Origin of the sequence: Xanthomonas euroxanthea (assembly GCF_900476395.1) — a bacterium.
Lineage (GTDB): Bacteria > Pseudomonadota > Gammaproteobacteria > Xanthomonadales > Xanthomonadaceae > Xanthomonas > Xanthomonas euroxanthea.
Map to the genome: position 1 here is coordinate 581,450 of NZ_UIHB01000005.1, position 15,326 is coordinate 596,775.

Sequence of the window (15,326 nt, forward strand, 5' to 3'; positions counted from 1 at the left end):
CCTGGCAGCTGGCGCCGACGCGCATGCATTGCGGCGCGTCTGCGCATGACGTCGGGCCGCACGCCGCCACGAAAAACGGCGCAATCGCTGCAATCGATTGCGTCGTTGGTGGCGGCGAGACGGTGTGCCGCAAGCCTGCAACAGCTGCGCCATTGCAGCGCCGATGCATGCATCGGCAGCCGCTAGCCGATCGTGTTTACCTGGTTGTCGCCACGCTGGGCATCGGGCAATACATGGTCCGGATCCAGCGTCACATGCAGCACTTTCTGCGTGGTCGGCAGCGTCAGCTTGGGCGCGGTGGTCTGCAGCCAGGTTTCCACCGGCACGCGGCGGTCCAGATGGCTGCCGTCGGCCAGATCCACCCGCACGGTCACCGGCATCACCAGTTTCTGGCTGCTGCGCAGCGTGAGTTGCAGGCCCTTGGCAGGATCGTGATCGATGTAATGGGCCTCGCTGATACCCATATCCAGCTGCCAGTTGTTGAGATACCAACCGCGCCACCACCAGGCCAGATTTTCGCCACTCTCGCTTTCCATCAGCCGGAAGAAATCCGATGGCGTGGGGTGCTTGTAGGCCCAGGTTGCGATGTATTTGCGAAAGGCCGGATCGAAGCGTTCCGGCCCGAGGATCTGCTCGCGCAACAGCACCAGCCCCAATGCGCCCTTGAAATAGGTCAGTGGATGGCGGTAGGTCTCGCTGGTGGAATCGGCATTGTCCATCAACGTCGGCGCGCGGGTATCGGCCAGCAACGGCAGGATTTCATCGACCGGGTTGCCGCCCTTGGGCGCATATTCCGAGTCGCGCTTGGGTGCGTACTCGCCCTTGTTGAAGGCATCGGACGCATAGACATCGATGAAGGTATTGAAGCCTTCGTCCATGAATGCATGCCGGCGCTCATTGGAGCCGACGATCATCGGGAACCAGGTGTGGCCGATCTCGTGCGCGGTGATCCAGAACAGCTCCTTGCCGCCATCTTCGAAACCATCGAAGACGATGCCGGGATACTCCATGCCCGCGCCGTAGCCGCCCAGGTTGATCGCGGCCGGCCACGGATACGGGTACCACTGCGAGAAATGTTCGATCGCGCCTTTGACGTATTCGGTGGAACGGTTCCACTTGTCCGCGCCCACGCCTTCCAGCGGGTACACCGACATCGCCAGCGACTGCTTGCCGCCCGGCAACTTGATGCGTGCGGCATCCCATACAAACGCAGGCGAGGCGGCAAACGCCACATCGCGGGTGTTGTCCATATGGAAGCGCCAGGTGCGCGTGCTGCTCCCCGCCGGCCTGGCAGCGCGCGCGCCCACTTCCTCGGGCGTGCGGATCAGCACCGTGCGATCGCTGCCACGCGCCTGTTGCAGGCGTTGTTGTTCGGTGCGGCTGAGCACCTCGGCCGGATTGGTCAGTACGCCGGAGCCGGCCACCAGGAAGCCCTCCGGCACGGTCACCGCATAGTCGAAGTCGCCGTACTCCAGATAGAACTCCGAGCCCAGGTACGGCTGCGTGTCCCAGCCGCGCAGATCGTCGTACACGGCCATGCGCGGATACCACTGCGCAATCTCGTAGATCTCGCCCTGCTTGCTGGCACTGACCGCGGTACGCCCGCCCCAGGTGCCCGGGATCGTGTAGCGGTAGCGGATATGCACGGTCAGCGCCTTGCCCTGCCCCGCCAACGGCTGCGGCAGGTCCACCCGCATGCGGGTGTCGTCGACGACGAAGTGCGCAGGCTGGCGACGCCCGCCGTCGTCGATCTCGACACTGGCGATCTGCATGCCGTCGGTGAACTGGGTCCGGCGCGACGGCCGGCTGGCGGCAGCACGCGCATCGGCGCGGTAGATGTTCTGGTCCAGCTGCAGCCACAGCACGTCCAGCGTGTCCGGGCTGCGGTTGGTGTAGTGGATCGCCGCCTCGCCCGTGAGCGTGTGCGTTGCCGGGTCGATGCTGGCGTCGAGGCTGTAGTCGGCGCGGTTTTGCCAGAACAACGGCCCGGGCACGCCGCTGCCGCTGCGGTAGGCGTTGGGTGCGTCGGGCAGTTGCAGCGGTGCGAACAGGGCCAGCGGATCGAACGCGCTTGCCGGCGCGGTGGCGTTGGTTGCAGGCGCGGCCTGCGCGTTGGCGGTGATGCACGCCAGCGACAGCGCAACGGCGAGCGATCGGCGCAAGGTGGGGAACATGCGTAAGGTCCTGCGGCGGAGGGATCCCCATCCTACGGTCGCCTTCGCCCCTCACGGCACTGCCATTGGTCCCGGTTGCGGCTGTAACCCGGGACGGCGACAGGCGCGCCCCGGGCATGCAAGCGGCGCAGTAGCTGCGGCCCGCGCACGGCCTGCAGATGCCGATCACGCCCGCGGCGCAGCCCGCGCACGCCATCTCAGTCGGCAGCAAGCCGCGACAATCGCAAGGCACCATCCCCACCTTCGGCCAGCGTGTCGCCCGGATTGCTCAACCGGCAGCGGCGCAGCGACAGACAGCCGCAGCCGATGCAGTCGGTGAGCTGGTCGCGCAAGGCCTGCAGCTCGGCGATACGCGCCTCCAGCTGCCCACGCCAACGCGCCGACATGCGTGCCCATTCCGCACGGGTGGGCGTGCGCTGGTCCGGCAGCACCGAGAACGCGTCCAGCACCTGCTGCAACGGCACGCCGAGCCGTTGCGCGACGCGGATCACGGCGATGCGTCGCAGCACATCGCGCGCATAGCGGCGCTGGTTTCCTGCCGTGCGCAGGCTTTGGATCAGGCCTTTGCGCTCGTAAAAATGCAATGCCGACACCGCCACGCCACTACGCCTGGCCACCTCACCCACCGACAACTCACGCTGCATTGCCTTGACCTCAACCTTGGTTGAGGCAGGATGCTGCGCGGCCACGAGCGGTGCAAGCACCGTGCTCATGGTTCTACACACTGCCGTCCTGGATGTTCGATGACTACCGATACCGCCCTATCCGCCGCCTCGCCTGGCGACACCCGCCCCACCTCCATCCTGGCCGCTCCGTATCGCGCGGCGACGCTGGGCATGGTGGCGCTGGTGTCGCTCAACGCCTTCGAATCGCTGGCGGTGGCCGCCGCCATGCCCACCGTTGCGCGCGCATTGAACGGCCTGCCACTATACGCGCTGGCATTTGGCGGCACCTTGGCGACCAGTGTGGTCGGCATGACGGCCGCCGGGCGCTGGAGCGACCGTCGCGGCCCGGGTGGCGCGCTGGCTTACGGCCTGCTGTGCTTCGTGATCGGCCTGCTGGTGGCGGGGCTGGCACCGAGCATGCCCGTGCTGATTGCCGGGCGCCTGCTGCAGGGCCTGGGCGCCGGCGCGTATTCGGTGGCGCTGTACGTGATCGTCGGGCGCCTGTATCCGGACGCCTTGCGGCCGCGCGTGTTTGCCGCGTTTTCGGCCGGCTGGGTGGTGCCCTCGTTGATCGGGCCGGGCATCAGCGGGTTGATCGTGCAGCACGTGGGCTGGCGCTGGGTGTTCCTGTCGGTGCCGCTGCTGGCGATCCCGGCCGGGTTGATGCTGTGGCCGGCGATCCGCGGGCGCAGCTGGTCGAGCGACACCACCGGCGCATCGCATTCCGCGTTGCGCTGGGCGATCGGTGCGGCCCTGGGTGTGCTCGGCGTGTATCTGGGCGGGCAGCTGCACGGCCCGGTCGCGTTGCTGGCGATGCTGCCGGCACTGCTGCTCAGCGTGTGCTGCGCCTGGCGTCTGTTGCCGACCGGCACGCTGCGGCTTGCGCGTGGCCTGCCCAGCGTGATCGCGCTGCGCGGTATCGCAGCCGCGGCCTTCTTCGGGTTCGAGGCGTTCCTGCCGTTGCTGCTGTCGCGCGAACGTGGCCTGTCGCCGCTGCTGGCCGGCGTGGCGCTGAGCGTCGGTGCGCTGGGCTGGTTCAGTGGCTCCTGGTACCAGGGCCATAGCCGCGCCGGCTGGTCGCGCCCACGCCTGCTCAAGACCGGTGCGTGCTTCATGTCGCTGGGCATCGTGATCAGCGCAGGTGCGGTGTGGCCGGTCATCCCGGTGCCGGTGGCGATTGCCGGCTGGGCGCTGACCGGCCTGGGCATGGGCCTGCTGTATCCGAGCCTGTCGGTGTTGACGTTGTCGCTGTCGCCGCCGGCGCAGCAAGGCGCCAACAGTTCGGCGCTGCAGTTGAGCGAGGCGATCGCGGTGGCCGGCATGCTGGCGCTGGCCGGCGCGCTGTTTGCCGCGCTGCTGGCCTCCGCGACCTCGGCCGCGTACCTGAGCGTGTTCGCCCTGGCGTGGCTGCTCGCCGTTGCGGGCTTTTTCGTGGCGCGGCGGGTGTGATGGCTGCGCGGTGTGCGCAAGCTGTCGCCGCAGGCGAGCACTGGTCGCAAGCGCAGGCGCATCGCGGTCGGTCGCTGCGTATCGTGCGCCTTGCCTACACCGCACGTGCGCCCTGCACGATTCGCATGCTCAGCACCACGCGTTGGCAGGGCGCACTGCAGGCCAGCGCATCGCAGCGATCGGGGCGCACGCGGCTTTGCCGATCCTGCCGGGATCGCTGCGATCGCGAGGGAACCACCTCGCCCGCGAACGACTGGTCATTTTTTCACCACCCATCTTGACAGCGTTGCAGGCCGGGGCCTGCGCCCACTTGTCCACAGCCTTGTGCAACTTCCATCCACAGGGGGTGTGGAAAACCTGCGCTGCCCGGCAGGCCGCGCGGGGCTTGCGTGCCACTGCAGCGTGTGTCAGGCGATACTGGGCGACAGCTGTCTCATGCAGCGCGGGCCGTTACGTACCACCCGGCTATGCGGAAGCAGCGCTTTACTCACGACCACATGCAAGGGCGATCACGCCACACGGCAGCGCCACCTCGCAGTGGCGACGCACACCCTTTGCTGCGTCAGTCCACGATCACGTGCGGTACGAAGCGCGAGGTGTCGCGGGTGATCGGGCCATCGTCGTCGCGCATGCCCAGCCCGGCAGGACGATCGGCCACCACCCAGCTGCCGACCAGGGCGTGCCGGCCATCGAATACCGGCAACGGATGGTGCGCCTGCAGGATCGCCGGCCCGTCCACATACGGGCCGTCTGTGTGCGCCGCCTCTCCCTGTGCGCTGACCAGGGAGATATTGGCGCCCTCACGCGACAGCAGTGGCTTGCGCACCCAGCCTGCCGTCGGTGCCTGGCCGGTTTGCGCAAAGCGCGCCGGCAGCAGATTGGGATGGCCCTGATGCCGCTCCCACAACAGCGGCAGAATGCCCTTGTTGCTCAGCACCGATTTCCATGCCGGCTCGATCAGGCGCACACGGTTGGCAATCAATGCCGGGCCGAAGCGTTCTTCCATCATGAATTCCAGCGGGTAGAGCTTGAACAGCGTGTGGATCACCCGGTCCTGCTCATCGGTGAACCAGCCATCGGCGCTCAGGCCGATGTCCTCGATGGCCACTTCCTCGGTGCTGATGCCAACCTGATGCGCGCAGTCGCGCAGGTAGCGCACCGTGGCGCGGTCTTCCAGCGAATCGCGCACCGCGGAAAAATGCATCTGCGCGCCGAGCGCGCCATCGGCCGCCAACGCGCCCAGGGTTTCGCACAGCAGATCCTGGATCAGGTTGTACTGATCGGTGCCCTTGGGAAGCGCACCTGCGGCGATCTGCTGTTCCAGCCACAGCCACTGGAAATACGCCGATTCGTACAGCGAGGTCGGCGTGTCGTAGTTGAGTTCGTACAGCTTGGCCGGGCCGTTGCCGGCATAGGCCAAGTCCATGCGGCCGTACAGATGCGGGTCGCGGTCCTTCCACGAGGTGGCGATCCAGTCCCAGTAGAACGGCGGAATCGCCAGCTGTGTCATCAGCTGTTCCGAGCCCACCACCTCGTCCACCAACTGCATCGCCATGTCGTGCAGTTCCTGCGTGGGCGCTTCGATGTCGTCCTCGATCTGCTGCAGCGTAAACGCGTAGTACGCGCTTTCGTCCCAGTACCGCTCGCCGTCGATGGTGTGGAAGTGGAAACCGAGCGATTCGGCCTGTTCGCGCCAGTCCGGGCGCTCGGCGATTGCGATCCGTTGCATGTCAGCCGCCGTACCCGGAGCTGCGCCCGCCGCTGCCGAACGAACTGCGCGCGGCCGCACTGGAGCCGAAACCCGAGCGCGACACGGTGATCGCCCGCGACGGCATGTCGATGGCGCCGCTGCGCCCGCGCACGGTGCCGACGCGGTTGCTGGCCAGATCGCCATTGGGCTTGTAGTACCCGCCGCTGCGGTAATCGCGGTACAGCGGCATCGCGCCGCCATAGCGGTAACCGCCACCACCGGTCATGTTGCCCAACGCGTAACCCAGCAGGAACCCGCCCATCGGCGGGATCCAGCTCTGCTGGCCCTGCGCCGTCTGCACCGCGGTGCAACTGCCGAACTGCTCGTCGCACTCGTAGCGCGTACTGAAGCGCGGCGCGGCCTGCTGATGCTTGGCCACCGCCTCGTCATAGGCCTTGAGGCATTGCTGGATGTCGGTCTGTTCCTGCTTGATCTGGTAGCAGTCGGAGGCCGACTGCAGTACCACCCCGGTCTCCGGTTCGGAACCGCAGCCGGTGACGAGGGCGGCCGGCAATGCGGCCATCAGGGTGAGCTTGAGGTTGCGTGATCGCTTCATGCCTGCGCTCCGTTACGGCGTGATCGCCGCGGCATTGATCAGCCCGACCGCGATCGACACGCCGGCCGAGAAGATGCCGGCGGCGGTGACGTTGTCGGTGATCTGCCGCGAGATGCGCCCGGCCACCAGGTTGGCCAGCAGGTACGCCACGATCTGGATGCCGCAGGCGACCGCGCCCCAGATCAGCGCATCGACCAGGCTCACCGAATGGGTGATGGCCGAATGCAGCGGCAATGCCACACCGATCAGGTTGCCGGCCAGGGCGGTGGCCGCCGCCACGTTGCCCTGCCGCAGCAGGGTGAAATCCTTGTGCGGGGTGACCAGGGTCACCAGCACCACCGCCACGATCAACACGCCCAGGCCGGTGCCGAAGTAGGAAAGAAACGCGAGAAAACTCTGCAGGTTGATCGGGTTCATGACAGGACCAGGGTAAGTGGAGGACGAGCGCGCACGCTCAGGTGATATCCAGATCGGCAACGGTGACATCGATGCCGACCGCATAGGTGACGCAGAATTCATTGGGGCCGGAATCCTCGCCGGTGACCAGCAGGAATTCCTCACGCTGCAGCTCCGGCACATCGCGGCTGTAGAGCATGGCGTAATGGGTCAGATCGCCATCGCGGCGCGGCGGCTGATAGCGGTACAGCACTTCGTCATAGGCAATCGGCGGAATCCGCGCAGCATCGTCGGTGGACTGCGTGGCGCGTTGCCAGCGCTTGCCGGCGTAGTCGATCTGCGCCGCACCCAGATGCGGATGCTGCATCACGAACTCCTGAAACGCCTGCTTGCTGGGCGGATTGACCGTCTCGCAATACACGAAGGCCTTCATCGCCTCCAGATCGCCGCCCACGGTGGTGACCTGCAGGAACGCGTCATCGTCCAGGTAGAACCGATGCAGGGAATAGCCATCGCCCAGATTGACGTGGCCGTAGCACGGAATGCCTTGATGCCCGCCCGGCAACTCGGCGGTCATGGCCTCCGGTGCCATGCGGTACAACGTGGTATCGATCTCCAGCTGCCCACCCACGCGCAAGCCCAGCGGCAGCGCGTGACCGATGGCGCCGGTGCCGGAGCTGGGCAACGGCGGCGGTTGTGGTTGACCGAACAACTTGCTGAAAAAACTCATCGTCATGCACCTTGTGGCGATGGGGAACGGGACACGGCCGCGGTGCGCAGGGCCTGCCATGCGATGGCAGACACGGGCACGCGCTGCTCGGCCAGGTAATACAGCATGGCACCGGCCGGCACGGCGGTGTGTGCTGGCGGGTTCAAGCGCAGCGCGCCATCGGGCGCGCGCAGGCCCAGCAGCAGGGCGCCACGCTGGCTGAAATCGGCGGCCAGCACGCGGTACTCCAGCGGATCGACATCCGCAGGAACCGCCAGGCCGAACTGGGTCGGACCATCGTCCACCGACAGCAGCTCGGCGGTGATCGCCGCGCTGCCCGGGTCCTGCGCAGCGCGCGCCAGGATCTCGGCAGTCATCGGCCGTGTGCATTCGATCGCCGGATAGTGGCAACCGACCAGCCGCGCCGCGCTGGCCGAAGCGAAGTGCGCCACGATGTGCGCACGCGGCGCATGCGCCATCAGCGCGAACACCGCCGCCAGGGCCTGGTCGTCCGAGGGCGGGTTGACGATCACCCGCGCCGCACCCGCGATGCCCGCACGCAGGTAGACCTCGGTGTGCGTGTACGACTCGGCGGCGATGAAGCGCATGTGGTCAGGCATCGGGTTCTCGGCCACGCCCTCGGCGATCAGCACCACGCCTTCGTCGTCGGTGGCGGTGTCGGACAGCAGCAGCTCCAGCAAGCGCGTGGACGCGGCGCCCTGCCAGCCGATCAGGATGGTGTGCCCGCGCAGATCGGCGTAAGCCATCTTGCCCATGTGGTGGCGCCTCCAGAAGGTGATGAGCACGCCGCTGGTCTTGGCCAGCACCGTGGCGAACAATGCCACTGCGCCCGGCATCAACACGAATGCGGCAATGTAGCGCCCGGCCACCGAGCCCGGCGACAGGTCGCCATAGCCGATGGTGGTGGCCGTGGTCATGTAGTAATACGGGAACGCGTCCAGGCCGACGAGCGTGTGCTCGCCGGCCAGCAGCAGCAATACCCAGCTCAGCCCCATGTGCGCCAGCAATGCCAGCGCCACCATGCCCCAGCTGACGCGGCGCACGTGGCGCCGCACCACCCGCAACAGCTTTCCGACGATGATCATGGCGCGTCCTGTGCCGTGCGGCCGGTCAGCTGTCGCTGCGCGGAACCTGCTGCACGTCGCGCACCTGGCCGATCAGCGGCGCGCTGCCGCCGGCGCTGTCGTGGCCGAGCTGGGCCGGCTTCTTGAAACGTGCCAGCACCGCGGCGGCGTTGGATTCGCCCTCCATCAGGCCGGCCGCGGCGAGGCGCCGATTCAGATCGCCGTCGCCGCTGGATGCCTCCAGCTCTTCGGCCGATTCGATGCGTGCGGAGGTTTCGGCCTGACGCGCCTTGATCCGCTCCAGCGATTCCAGTGCCGAGCCCATCTTGCTGCTGGCGCCGGAATGGCGCGCGGCAATCGCCGCCTGCGCCTTCTGCACCGCGTCGGTGGCCTTGACCGTGTCGATCTGCTGGCGCATGCCGCGCAGCTGGTTTTCGGTCTTCTGGATGGTGGCCTTGAGCGTCACCACCGACTGGTCCAGCGATGTCTTGGAGGCCTTGTCGCCGGCATCCTCGCTTTCCAGCGCGGCCAGTTTGGTCGCCACATCGTGGGCCAGCGATTCGTCGCCCTTGGCCAGCGCACCTTCGATATAGCGCGTGTATTCGGCCATCTTGCCGGCGCGCGCGTCGATCTTCTGCTGGGCGAGCTTGCTCTGCGCCATCAGCTTGGTCAGCTCTTCGCGCGAACGCGTGAGCTGGGCGCCGGCATCGCGCATTTCCTGGTCCAGGATGCGCAGCGCGTTGGCGTCGACCGCCTTCTGGCCGGTTTCGTGTGCAGTGCCACGCAGCAGCGTGATCAGCTTTGAAAAGATACTCATGACAACACGCCTTTAGGAAAAGAACGGCTTGAGAGATTCGGCGGCATCCAGCGTATTGGCCGCCAGGGTCTGGATTTCCTCGTCGATCTGGTCCAGCGTGGACGACGCCGACAGTTCGCCGAAGACCACGTAGCTATCCTTGCCGTCGACCTGCACCAGGCCCAGGTTGGACAAGGGATTGAGCGGGTTGAGCCGCAGGCAGGCGTCGTTGAACGCCGCGCGATCGCTGACCTGGTCGGCGTTGGCCAGCAATGTGGAAACGAACACCTGCGAGCCGGAGGCGGCGACCTGGATCTGCATGTCGCCATGGTCGGCCAGGGTGAGGTTGATGGCCGGTTCCAGCCCGTCGATCAGCTCGACCTCGATCGGCTGGTCGCGGTAGCGCTCGGCCAGCAGGCCGTGCAATTCGACAGTGGTGTACTGCGTCATACGATGTCCTGTCCTTTGGTCATGCGGCGGTGGTGAAGCAACTGCGGTGATGCCGCTGCGGTGATGCAGCAACACGCGTGCAATGGGCGGACATACTACAGACTGTCCGCGACCGGCAGAAAGGGCCGGACGTCAGCCGGTCAGGCCAGCTGCAGGCGGTAGTAGACCACCCGTTCAGTTGGCTCGAAGCCGCACGCCGCATGCGCCGCCTGGGCGCCGCCGTCGTCCAGCTGCGCATCGGAGGCCAGCTCCGTGCAACCCCGATCCCGCGTCCACGCGACCGCCGCCGCCACCAGCGCGCGACCGAGCCCGCGACCGCGCCAGGCCGGACTCACATACCAGCCTTCCAGAAAACCCACCGGCGTGCTTTCGGTGCCATTGACGTAGTCGTGGCGCACCGACACCTCGGCAAACCCCAGCGCCGCATCCGCCTCGTCCACCACCAGCAGATGGCTGGCGTCTGCACGCGCCAGCGCGGCCTGCAGTTCGGCGACGCCATCGTCGGCAACGCTGTCATCGGCATCGGGCCACAAGGCCAGGCGCAAGGCCAGCAAGGCCTGCGCATCGGCACCGACCGCCGCGCGCACCCGCCACCCGCCCGGCGTGCTCACGGATACAGCATCCGCTTGCTCCAGTGGCTGGCCGCATCGGCCTCGTACCGCCAGCGCTCGTGCAGGCGGAACCTGGCGCCGTACCAGAACTCGAACGCCTGCGGCACCACCCGGAACCCGCCCCAGCCATCCGGGCGCGGCACCTCGCGGCCTTCGAAGGTGGCTTCGACCTTGGCGATGGCCGCGTCGAACTCCTCGCGCGAGCCCAGCGTCTGCGACTGCAGCGAGGCCCAGGCACCGATCTGGCTCATGCGCGGGCGCGAGGCGAAGTAGGCATCGGCCTCCTCTGCACCGACCAGCTGCACGCCGCCTTCGATGCGCACCTGGATGCCGGCCTCGCGCAGGCTGCGCCACAGGAACAGCAGCGCGGCCTGCGGATGGGTCTGCAGGTCGCGGCCCTTGGCGCTGTCCAGATGGGTGTAGAACACGAACCCGCGCGCATCGAAGGCCTTGAGCAGCACGGTGCGTGCGCTCGGCCGGCCGTCGACGCTGGCGGTGGCCACGGTCATTGCGCTGGCTTCGAGCTCGGCGCCGGCGTGCGCCTCTGCGTACAGCGCGGTAAAGGTGGCAAGGGCTTCTGCATACAGATCGGTCATGACGGTGCGAGGGCAGCAAGATTGGCGCCTATTGTGGGCGCATCGCGCCTGCTTCGCCTATGCGCGGCGGCCGACAGCGGCGTGCCCGCCGCCAGGGCTGCGGCCGACGCCGGCAAGGCACGTCGGGCGCGTGTTTCCCGGCGTCTTCGCACCACAGACGCCTGCCGCCAGGCGCTCGCCCCGCGGTGCGCGCCGCCGATCCATCGCCAGCCATGGCTGCGGTCGATCTCCCCCCAGCGGGGTGTCGAAGCTGCGGCGCGCAGCCGACGCGCGCCCGCGGAAATGGTTTCAGTCCATGCCGACCGGCCCGATGCACGGGCCTGAATGCTACGATCCCTGCGCATGAACCCCGCTCCCAATCTCGTGATGGTCGGCCCGATGGGCGCCGGAAAAAGCTGCATCGGCCGCCGCCTAGCCGAGCGCTTCGGGCTGGAGTTCGTCGATGTGGATCAGGCCATCGTCGAGCAGGTCGGCAGCAGCATCCCGGCCATTTTCGAACAGCACGGCGAAGCGCGATTCCGGCAGCACGAGGTCCAGACCCTGCAGACGCTGCTGGAGCAGGACAACAAGCTGATTTCCACAGGCGGTGGCGCGGTACTGGACCCGCTCAACCGCCAGCGCATCCGCGCGCGTGGGTTCGTGGTGTACCTGCACGTCAGCGTGCCGGCACAGCTCACCCGGCTGGCACGCGACCGCAACCGGCCGCTGTTGCAACGCGCCGACCGCGAGCAGGTGCTGCACGCGATGGCCGCGCAGCGCACCCCGCTGTACCAGGAGGTCGCCGACCTCAGCCTGGAAACCGATCACTTCTCCCCCGCCGAGGCCACCGCGCAGCTGGTGCTGCGCCTGGCCGCGCAATGGCGCATGTCGAGTACCCCCGCATGACACTCCCCCGTTCTTCGCGCAGCGTCGATGTCGACGGCGCGCAGCCGTACACCATCACCATCGCGCCCGGCCTGCTGGCCGACGGCGCACGCCTGGCCAGCCATGTGCGCGGCCGCCACGTGCTGCTGCTCAGCGACTCGCAGGTGGCCCCGCATTACGCCGCCGGGGTGCGCAAGGCCCTGTTGCAGGCGCGCCCGGACCTGCAGCTGGGCGAGCTGGTGATCGCCGCCGGCGAAGCCTCCAAGACACTGGACAATTTCGGTGCCGCGATTGCGGCGTTGGCCGAACTGGGCGCCACCCGCGACGCCTGCGTGTTCGCGCTCGGCGGCGGCGTGGTCGGCGACCTGGCCGGGTTCGCGGCGGCCTGCTGGATGCGTGGGGTGGACTGCGTGCAACTGCCCACCAGCCTGCTGGCAATGGTGGATTCCTCGGTCGGCGGCAAGACCGCGGTGGACATCCCGCAGGGCAAGAACCTGGTTGGCGCGTTCCATCCGCCGCGCGCGGTGATCGCCGATACCGACACCTTGCACACCCTGCCCGCGCGCGAGCTGCGCGCCGGGCTGGCCGAGGTGATCAAGTACGGCGCCATCCGCGACCCGCTGTTCTTCCAGTGGCTGCATGCCGAACGCCGGGCGTTGCTGGAGGGCGATGCCGACGCCCTCGCACAGGCGATCGCACGCAGTTGCGAGCACAAGGCCGACATCGTGGCGCGCGATCCGCTGGAAAAGGGCGAGCGTGCGCTGCTCAACCTGGGCCACACCTTCGGCCATGCGATCGAGACCGAACAAGGTTACGGCGCGCCCGGCAACGACAACCTCAACCATGGCGAAGCGGTCGCGGTGGGCATGGTGCTGGCCGCGCGGCTGTCGGCTGCGCTGGGCATGAGCGATGCACAGGACACCGAGGCGCTGCGCGCCCTGCTGCGCGACTTCGACCTGCCAACCGACATTCCGCCCGGCCTGTCGCCACAGGCCCTGCTGGGGCGCATGCGGCTGGACAAGAAGAACACCGCCGGCCGCCTGCGGCTGGTGTTGTGGCGCGGCATCGGCAAGGCCGAGGTGGTGCCCGACGTCGACGAGGCAGCAGTGCTGGAGATCCTCGCGGGCTGAGGCCGGCCGGCACGCACGGAACGTTGAATGGCCGCGCCCCGCTGCCGTCGACCGCCCGACCTTCAGCTCTTCGTAGGAGCGCCCCCGGGCGCGATGGGGCCTTCCCGATAAATCCCCATCGCGCCCAGGTGCGCTCCTACGCAGTGCCTGCCTGCCGATCGCCTGCGCAGATAAGGCGGGACGTCGCCCACGCAGGAGCCTGGTGGCACGCGCGGCCCTTGCCGGCGGGTGAGGCCGGCCAGACACGGAATGCTGGACAGCCGCACCCAGCTGCCGTCGGTCGCACGACCCTTAGCTCTTCGTAGGAGCGCCCCTGGGCGCGATGGGGACTTCCCGATAAATCCCCATCGCGCCCAGGTGCGCTCCTACGCAATACCTGCCCGCCGATCGCCTGCGTGGACGAGGCGGAACGCCCATCCGCCACCGCACCGATTGCCACCGCTGCCCGCTGGACCTTCGCACCTGGAGCAACCCGGCGCGCCCACTGCCTCCCAGCCTTCAGCACCGCCCGGCTACAATCGGCGCCATGCGCATCCACTTGCAACACGATCCTGGCGGCAACGCGCCGCTTCGCTACGTCCAGCTGACCCTGCAACCGGATCTGTTCGGCGGCTGGGAGCTGCTGCGCGAGAGCGGCGAGATCGGTGGACGCTCGCAGTTGCGACGCGACCAATACCTGCTGCAGGACGAAGCGGACCGGGCCTTCGACAAGGCGCGCGACACCCACCTCAAACGCGGCTTCCAACTCATCACCGGCGGCGCCGACGCGCCGCTTTGAGGACATCTCTCCCCATGCTCAAGAACGATCGCCTGCTGCGCGCCCTCAACCGCCAGCCCGTGGACCGCACCCCTGTTTGGCTGATGCGCCAGGCCGGCCGCTACCTGCCGGAATACCGCGCCACCCGCGCGCGCGCCGGCAGTTTCCTGGGCATGGCCAAGAACCCCGAGATCGCCTGCGAAGTGACGCTGCAACCGCTGCAACGCTTCCCGCTGGACGCGGCGATCCTGTTCTCCGACATCCTGACCATTCCCGATGCGATGGGCCTGGAGCTGTACTTCGTCGAAGGCGAAGGCCCCAAGTTCCGCCACCCGGTGCGCGATGCGGCCGCGATCCATCGGCTGGGCGTACCGGACATGGAAACCGAGCTGCGTTACGTGATGGATGCGGTGCGCCTGATCCGCCGTGAGCTCGATGGCGCGGTGCCGCTGATCGGCTTCTCCGGCAGCCCGTGGACGCTGGCCTGCTACATGATCGAAGGCGGCGGCAGCAAGGAATACGCGCGCATCAAGGCCATGGCCTTCAATGCGCCGGACGTGCTGCATCACCTGCTCGGTACCGTCACCGATGCGGTGATCGCCTACCTGTCGGCGCAACGCGCGGCCGGCGCGCAGGCACTGCAGGTATTCGACACCTGGGGCGGCGTGCTGTCGCCGGCGATGTACCGCGAGTTTTCGCTGCCCTATCTCACCCGCATCGCGCGCGAGCTGGAACGCGGCGACGGTGCCGAGCGCACCCCGCTGGTGTTGTTCGGCAAGGGCAACGGTGCCTACGTCAGCGAGCTGGCGGCCAGCGGCGCCGAAGCGGTAGGCGTGGACTGGACCATCGCGCTGGCCGACGCCGCCCAGCGCGCCGGCGGCCGCGTCGCGCTGCAGGGCAACCTGGACCCGGCCACCCTGTACGGCTCGCCCGAGGCGATCCGCGCCGAAGTCGGCAAGACCCTGGACAGCTACGCCCAGGGCAATGGCGGCTCGCGCGAAGGCCATGTCTTCAACCTCGGCCACGGCATGTCGCCGGATATGAATCCGGAGCACGTGGGCGTGCTGGTGGACGCGGTGCAGACGCTGAGCAAGCGGTAATCCAAGGCACGGGTCGACAGCGCACCGGTGTGCTGTCGACCGCCGCTCAGCGCGCGCACCCGAGCAGCGCGCGCTGAGCGTGATGACGGGCGGTGGCTGCATCGGCAATAGATCGGCAGCACCGCCGATACTTATGGGATGCTGCCAGGCCGCCCCAGGCATGCGGCACAGTGACGAAGGCAGTCTTCAGCGATAGCAAGGCCAGCCTCCATGCCGTCACCCGCATCAAGCCTGCATC

At 67.9% G+C, this 15,326-nt stretch carries 16 protein-coding genes; 5 read left to right on the plus strand and 11 right to left on the minus strand.

What is annotated here, in order from left to right; all coding sequences use genetic code 11:
* Positions 1-182: 182 nt before the first annotated feature.
* Both CPBF1521_RS16740 and soxR read right to left on the minus strand, forming a co-directional pair.
* Positions 183-2,174 (minus strand): M1 family metallopeptidase, encoded by a 1,992-nt coding sequence (locus CPBF1521_RS16740; protein ID WP_181901266.1) that lies wholly within the window; start codon positions 2,172-2,174, stop codon positions 183-185.
* A gap of 197 nt (positions 2,175-2,371) precedes the next feature.
* Complete coding sequence (gene soxR / locus CPBF1521_RS16745) at positions 2,372-2,818, minus strand: redox-sensitive transcriptional activator SoxR (protein WP_115677761.1); 447 nt, start codon at positions 2,816-2,818, stop codon at positions 2,372-2,374.
* 99 nt (positions 2,819-2,917) lie between these two features.
* Between soxR and CPBF1521_RS16750 the strand changes: the two genes are divergently transcribed.
* Positions 2,918-4,288, plus strand: coding sequence for an MFS transporter (locus CPBF1521_RS16750; protein ID WP_115677669.1), 1,371 nt, complete (start codon positions 2,918-2,920; stop codon positions 4,286-4,288).
* Between the two features lie 562 nt (positions 4,289-4,850).
* On the opposite strand, the gene CPBF1521_RS16760 is transcribed toward CPBF1521_RS16750, so the two are convergent.
* The 9 genes from CPBF1521_RS16760 to pdxH form a co-directional block, all read right to left on the minus strand.
* A complete protein-coding gene (locus CPBF1521_RS16760) occupies positions 4,851-6,017 on the minus strand; it encodes a glutathionylspermidine synthase family protein (RefSeq protein ID WP_104583027.1) in 1,167 nt (388 codons plus the stop codon).
* Position 6,018: 1 nt separating this feature from the next.
* The gene (locus CPBF1521_RS16765; RefSeq protein WP_104583026.1) at positions 6,019-6,594 is read right to left on the minus strand and encodes a DUF1190 domain-containing protein; all 576 of its coding nucleotides are present in this window, start codon (positions 6,592-6,594) and stop codon (positions 6,019-6,021) included.
* A gap of 12 nt (positions 6,595-6,606) precedes the next feature.
* Entirely contained in the window at positions 6,607-7,011 is a 405-nt protein-coding gene (locus CPBF1521_RS16770; protein WP_047126964.1) for a DUF350 domain-containing protein, read from the minus strand.
* Positions 7,012-7,048: 37 nt separating this feature from the next.
* Positions 7,049-7,726: a YjfK family protein gene (locus CPBF1521_RS16775; RefSeq protein ID WP_164739157.1), complete on the minus strand. Its 678-nt coding sequence runs from the start codon at positions 7,724-7,726 to the stop codon at positions 7,049-7,051.
* Entirely contained in the window at positions 7,723-8,805 is a 1,083-nt protein-coding gene (locus CPBF1521_RS16780; protein WP_115677671.1) for a potassium channel family protein, read from the minus strand. Before CPBF1521_RS16780 ends, CPBF1521_RS16775 begins: the two co-directional genes overlap by 4 nt.
* A 25-nt stretch (positions 8,806-8,830) precedes the next feature.
* Positions 8,831-9,601: a PspA/IM30 family protein gene (locus CPBF1521_RS16785; protein ID WP_104583023.1), complete on the minus strand. Its 771-nt coding sequence runs from the start codon at positions 9,599-9,601 to the stop codon at positions 8,831-8,833.
* A gap of 12 nt (positions 9,602-9,613) precedes the next feature.
* Positions 9,614-10,030, minus strand: a complete 417-nt coding sequence (locus CPBF1521_RS16790) for a YjfI family protein (protein WP_005995044.1) — start codon at positions 10,028-10,030, stop codon at positions 9,614-9,616.
* A 140-nt stretch (positions 10,031-10,170) separates the two neighbouring features.
* The gene (gene aac(6'), locus CPBF1521_RS16795; protein WP_115677672.1) at positions 10,171-10,641 is read right to left on the minus strand and encodes an aminoglycoside 6'-N-acetyltransferase; all 471 of its coding nucleotides are present in this window, start codon (positions 10,639-10,641) and stop codon (positions 10,171-10,173) included.
* On the minus strand, positions 10,638-11,237 hold the full coding sequence (gene pdxH, locus CPBF1521_RS16800) for a pyridoxamine 5'-phosphate oxidase (RefSeq protein WP_104583021.1): 600 nt from the start codon (positions 11,235-11,237) through the stop codon (positions 10,638-10,640). Before pdxH ends, aac(6') begins: the two co-directional genes overlap by 4 nt.
* A 342-nt stretch (positions 11,238-11,579) precedes the next feature.
* Here pdxH and CPBF1521_RS16805 point away from each other — a divergent pair, with 342 nt between their 5' ends.
* The 4 genes from CPBF1521_RS16805 (at position 11,580) to hemE (ending at position 15,088) form a co-directional block, all read left to right on the plus strand.
* A complete protein-coding gene (locus CPBF1521_RS16805; protein WP_047129095.1) occupies positions 11,580-12,122 on the plus strand; it encodes a shikimate kinase in 543 nt (180 codons plus the stop codon).
* A complete protein-coding gene (gene aroB, locus CPBF1521_RS16810; RefSeq protein ID WP_115677762.1) occupies positions 12,119-13,231 on the plus strand; it encodes a 3-dehydroquinate synthase in 1,113 nt (370 codons plus the stop codon). Before CPBF1521_RS16805 ends, aroB begins: the two co-directional genes overlap by 4 nt.
* Positions 13,232-13,757: 526 nt before the next feature.
* Complete coding sequence (locus CPBF1521_RS16815) at positions 13,758-14,009, plus strand: WGR domain-containing protein (RefSeq protein WP_104533988.1); 252 nt, start codon at positions 13,758-13,760, stop codon at positions 14,007-14,009.
* A 14-nt stretch (positions 14,010-14,023) separates the two neighbouring features.
* A complete protein-coding gene (gene hemE, locus CPBF1521_RS16820) occupies positions 14,024-15,088 on the plus strand; it encodes a uroporphyrinogen decarboxylase (protein WP_104583020.1) in 1,065 nt (354 codons plus the stop codon).
* Positions 15,089-15,326: the final 238 nt, after the last annotated feature.

Coding starts and splice junctions, on each gene's coding strand:
- soxR (WP_115677761.1), bottom strand. CDS start 2,818: ATGCAGCGTGAGTTGTCGGTGGGTGAGGTGGCCAGGCGTAGTGGCGTG.
- CPBF1521_RS16785 (WP_104583023.1), bottom strand. CDS start 9,601: ATGAGTATCTTTTCAAAGCTGATCACGCTGCTGCGTGGCACTGCACAC.
- CPBF1521_RS16740 (WP_181901266.1), bottom strand. CDS start 2,174: ATGTTCCCCACCTTGCGCCGATCGCTCGCCGTTGCGCTGTCGCTGGCG.
- CPBF1521_RS16815 (WP_104533988.1), top strand. CDS start 13,758: ATGCGCATCCACTTGCAACACGATCCTGGCGGCAACGCGCCGCTTCGC.
- CPBF1521_RS16760 (WP_104583027.1), bottom strand. CDS start 6,017: ATGCAACGGATCGCAATCGCCGAGCGCCCGGACTGGCGCGAACAGGCC.
- CPBF1521_RS16790 (WP_005995044.1), bottom strand. CDS start 10,030: ATGACGCAGTACACCACTGTCGAATTGCACGGCCTGCTGGCCGAGCGC.
- CPBF1521_RS16775 (WP_164739157.1), bottom strand. CDS start 7,726: ATGACGATGAGTTTTTTCAGCAAGTTGTTCGGTCAACCACAACCGCCG.
- CPBF1521_RS16770 (WP_047126964.1), bottom strand. CDS start 7,011: ATGAACCCGATCAACCTGCAGAGTTTTCTCGCGTTTCTTTCCTACTTC.
- CPBF1521_RS16750 (WP_115677669.1), top strand. CDS start 2,918: ATGACTACCGATACCGCCCTATCCGCCGCCTCGCCTGGCGACACCCGC.
- pdxH (WP_104583021.1), bottom strand. CDS start 11,237: ATGACCGATCTGTATGCAGAAGCCCTTGCCACCTTTACCGCGCTGTAC.
- hemE (WP_104583020.1), top strand. CDS start 14,024: ATGCTCAAGAACGATCGCCTGCTGCGCGCCCTCAACCGCCAGCCCGTG.
- aroB (WP_115677762.1), top strand. CDS start 12,119: ATGACACTCCCCCGTTCTTCGCGCAGCGTCGATGTCGACGGCGCGCAG.
- CPBF1521_RS16805 (WP_047129095.1), top strand. CDS start 11,580: ATGAACCCCGCTCCCAATCTCGTGATGGTCGGCCCGATGGGCGCCGGA.
- CPBF1521_RS16765 (WP_104583026.1), bottom strand. CDS start 6,594: ATGAAGCGATCACGCAACCTCAAGCTCACCCTGATGGCCGCATTGCCG.
- CPBF1521_RS16780 (WP_115677671.1), bottom strand. CDS start 8,805: ATGATCATCGTCGGAAAGCTGTTGCGGGTGGTGCGGCGCCACGTGCGC.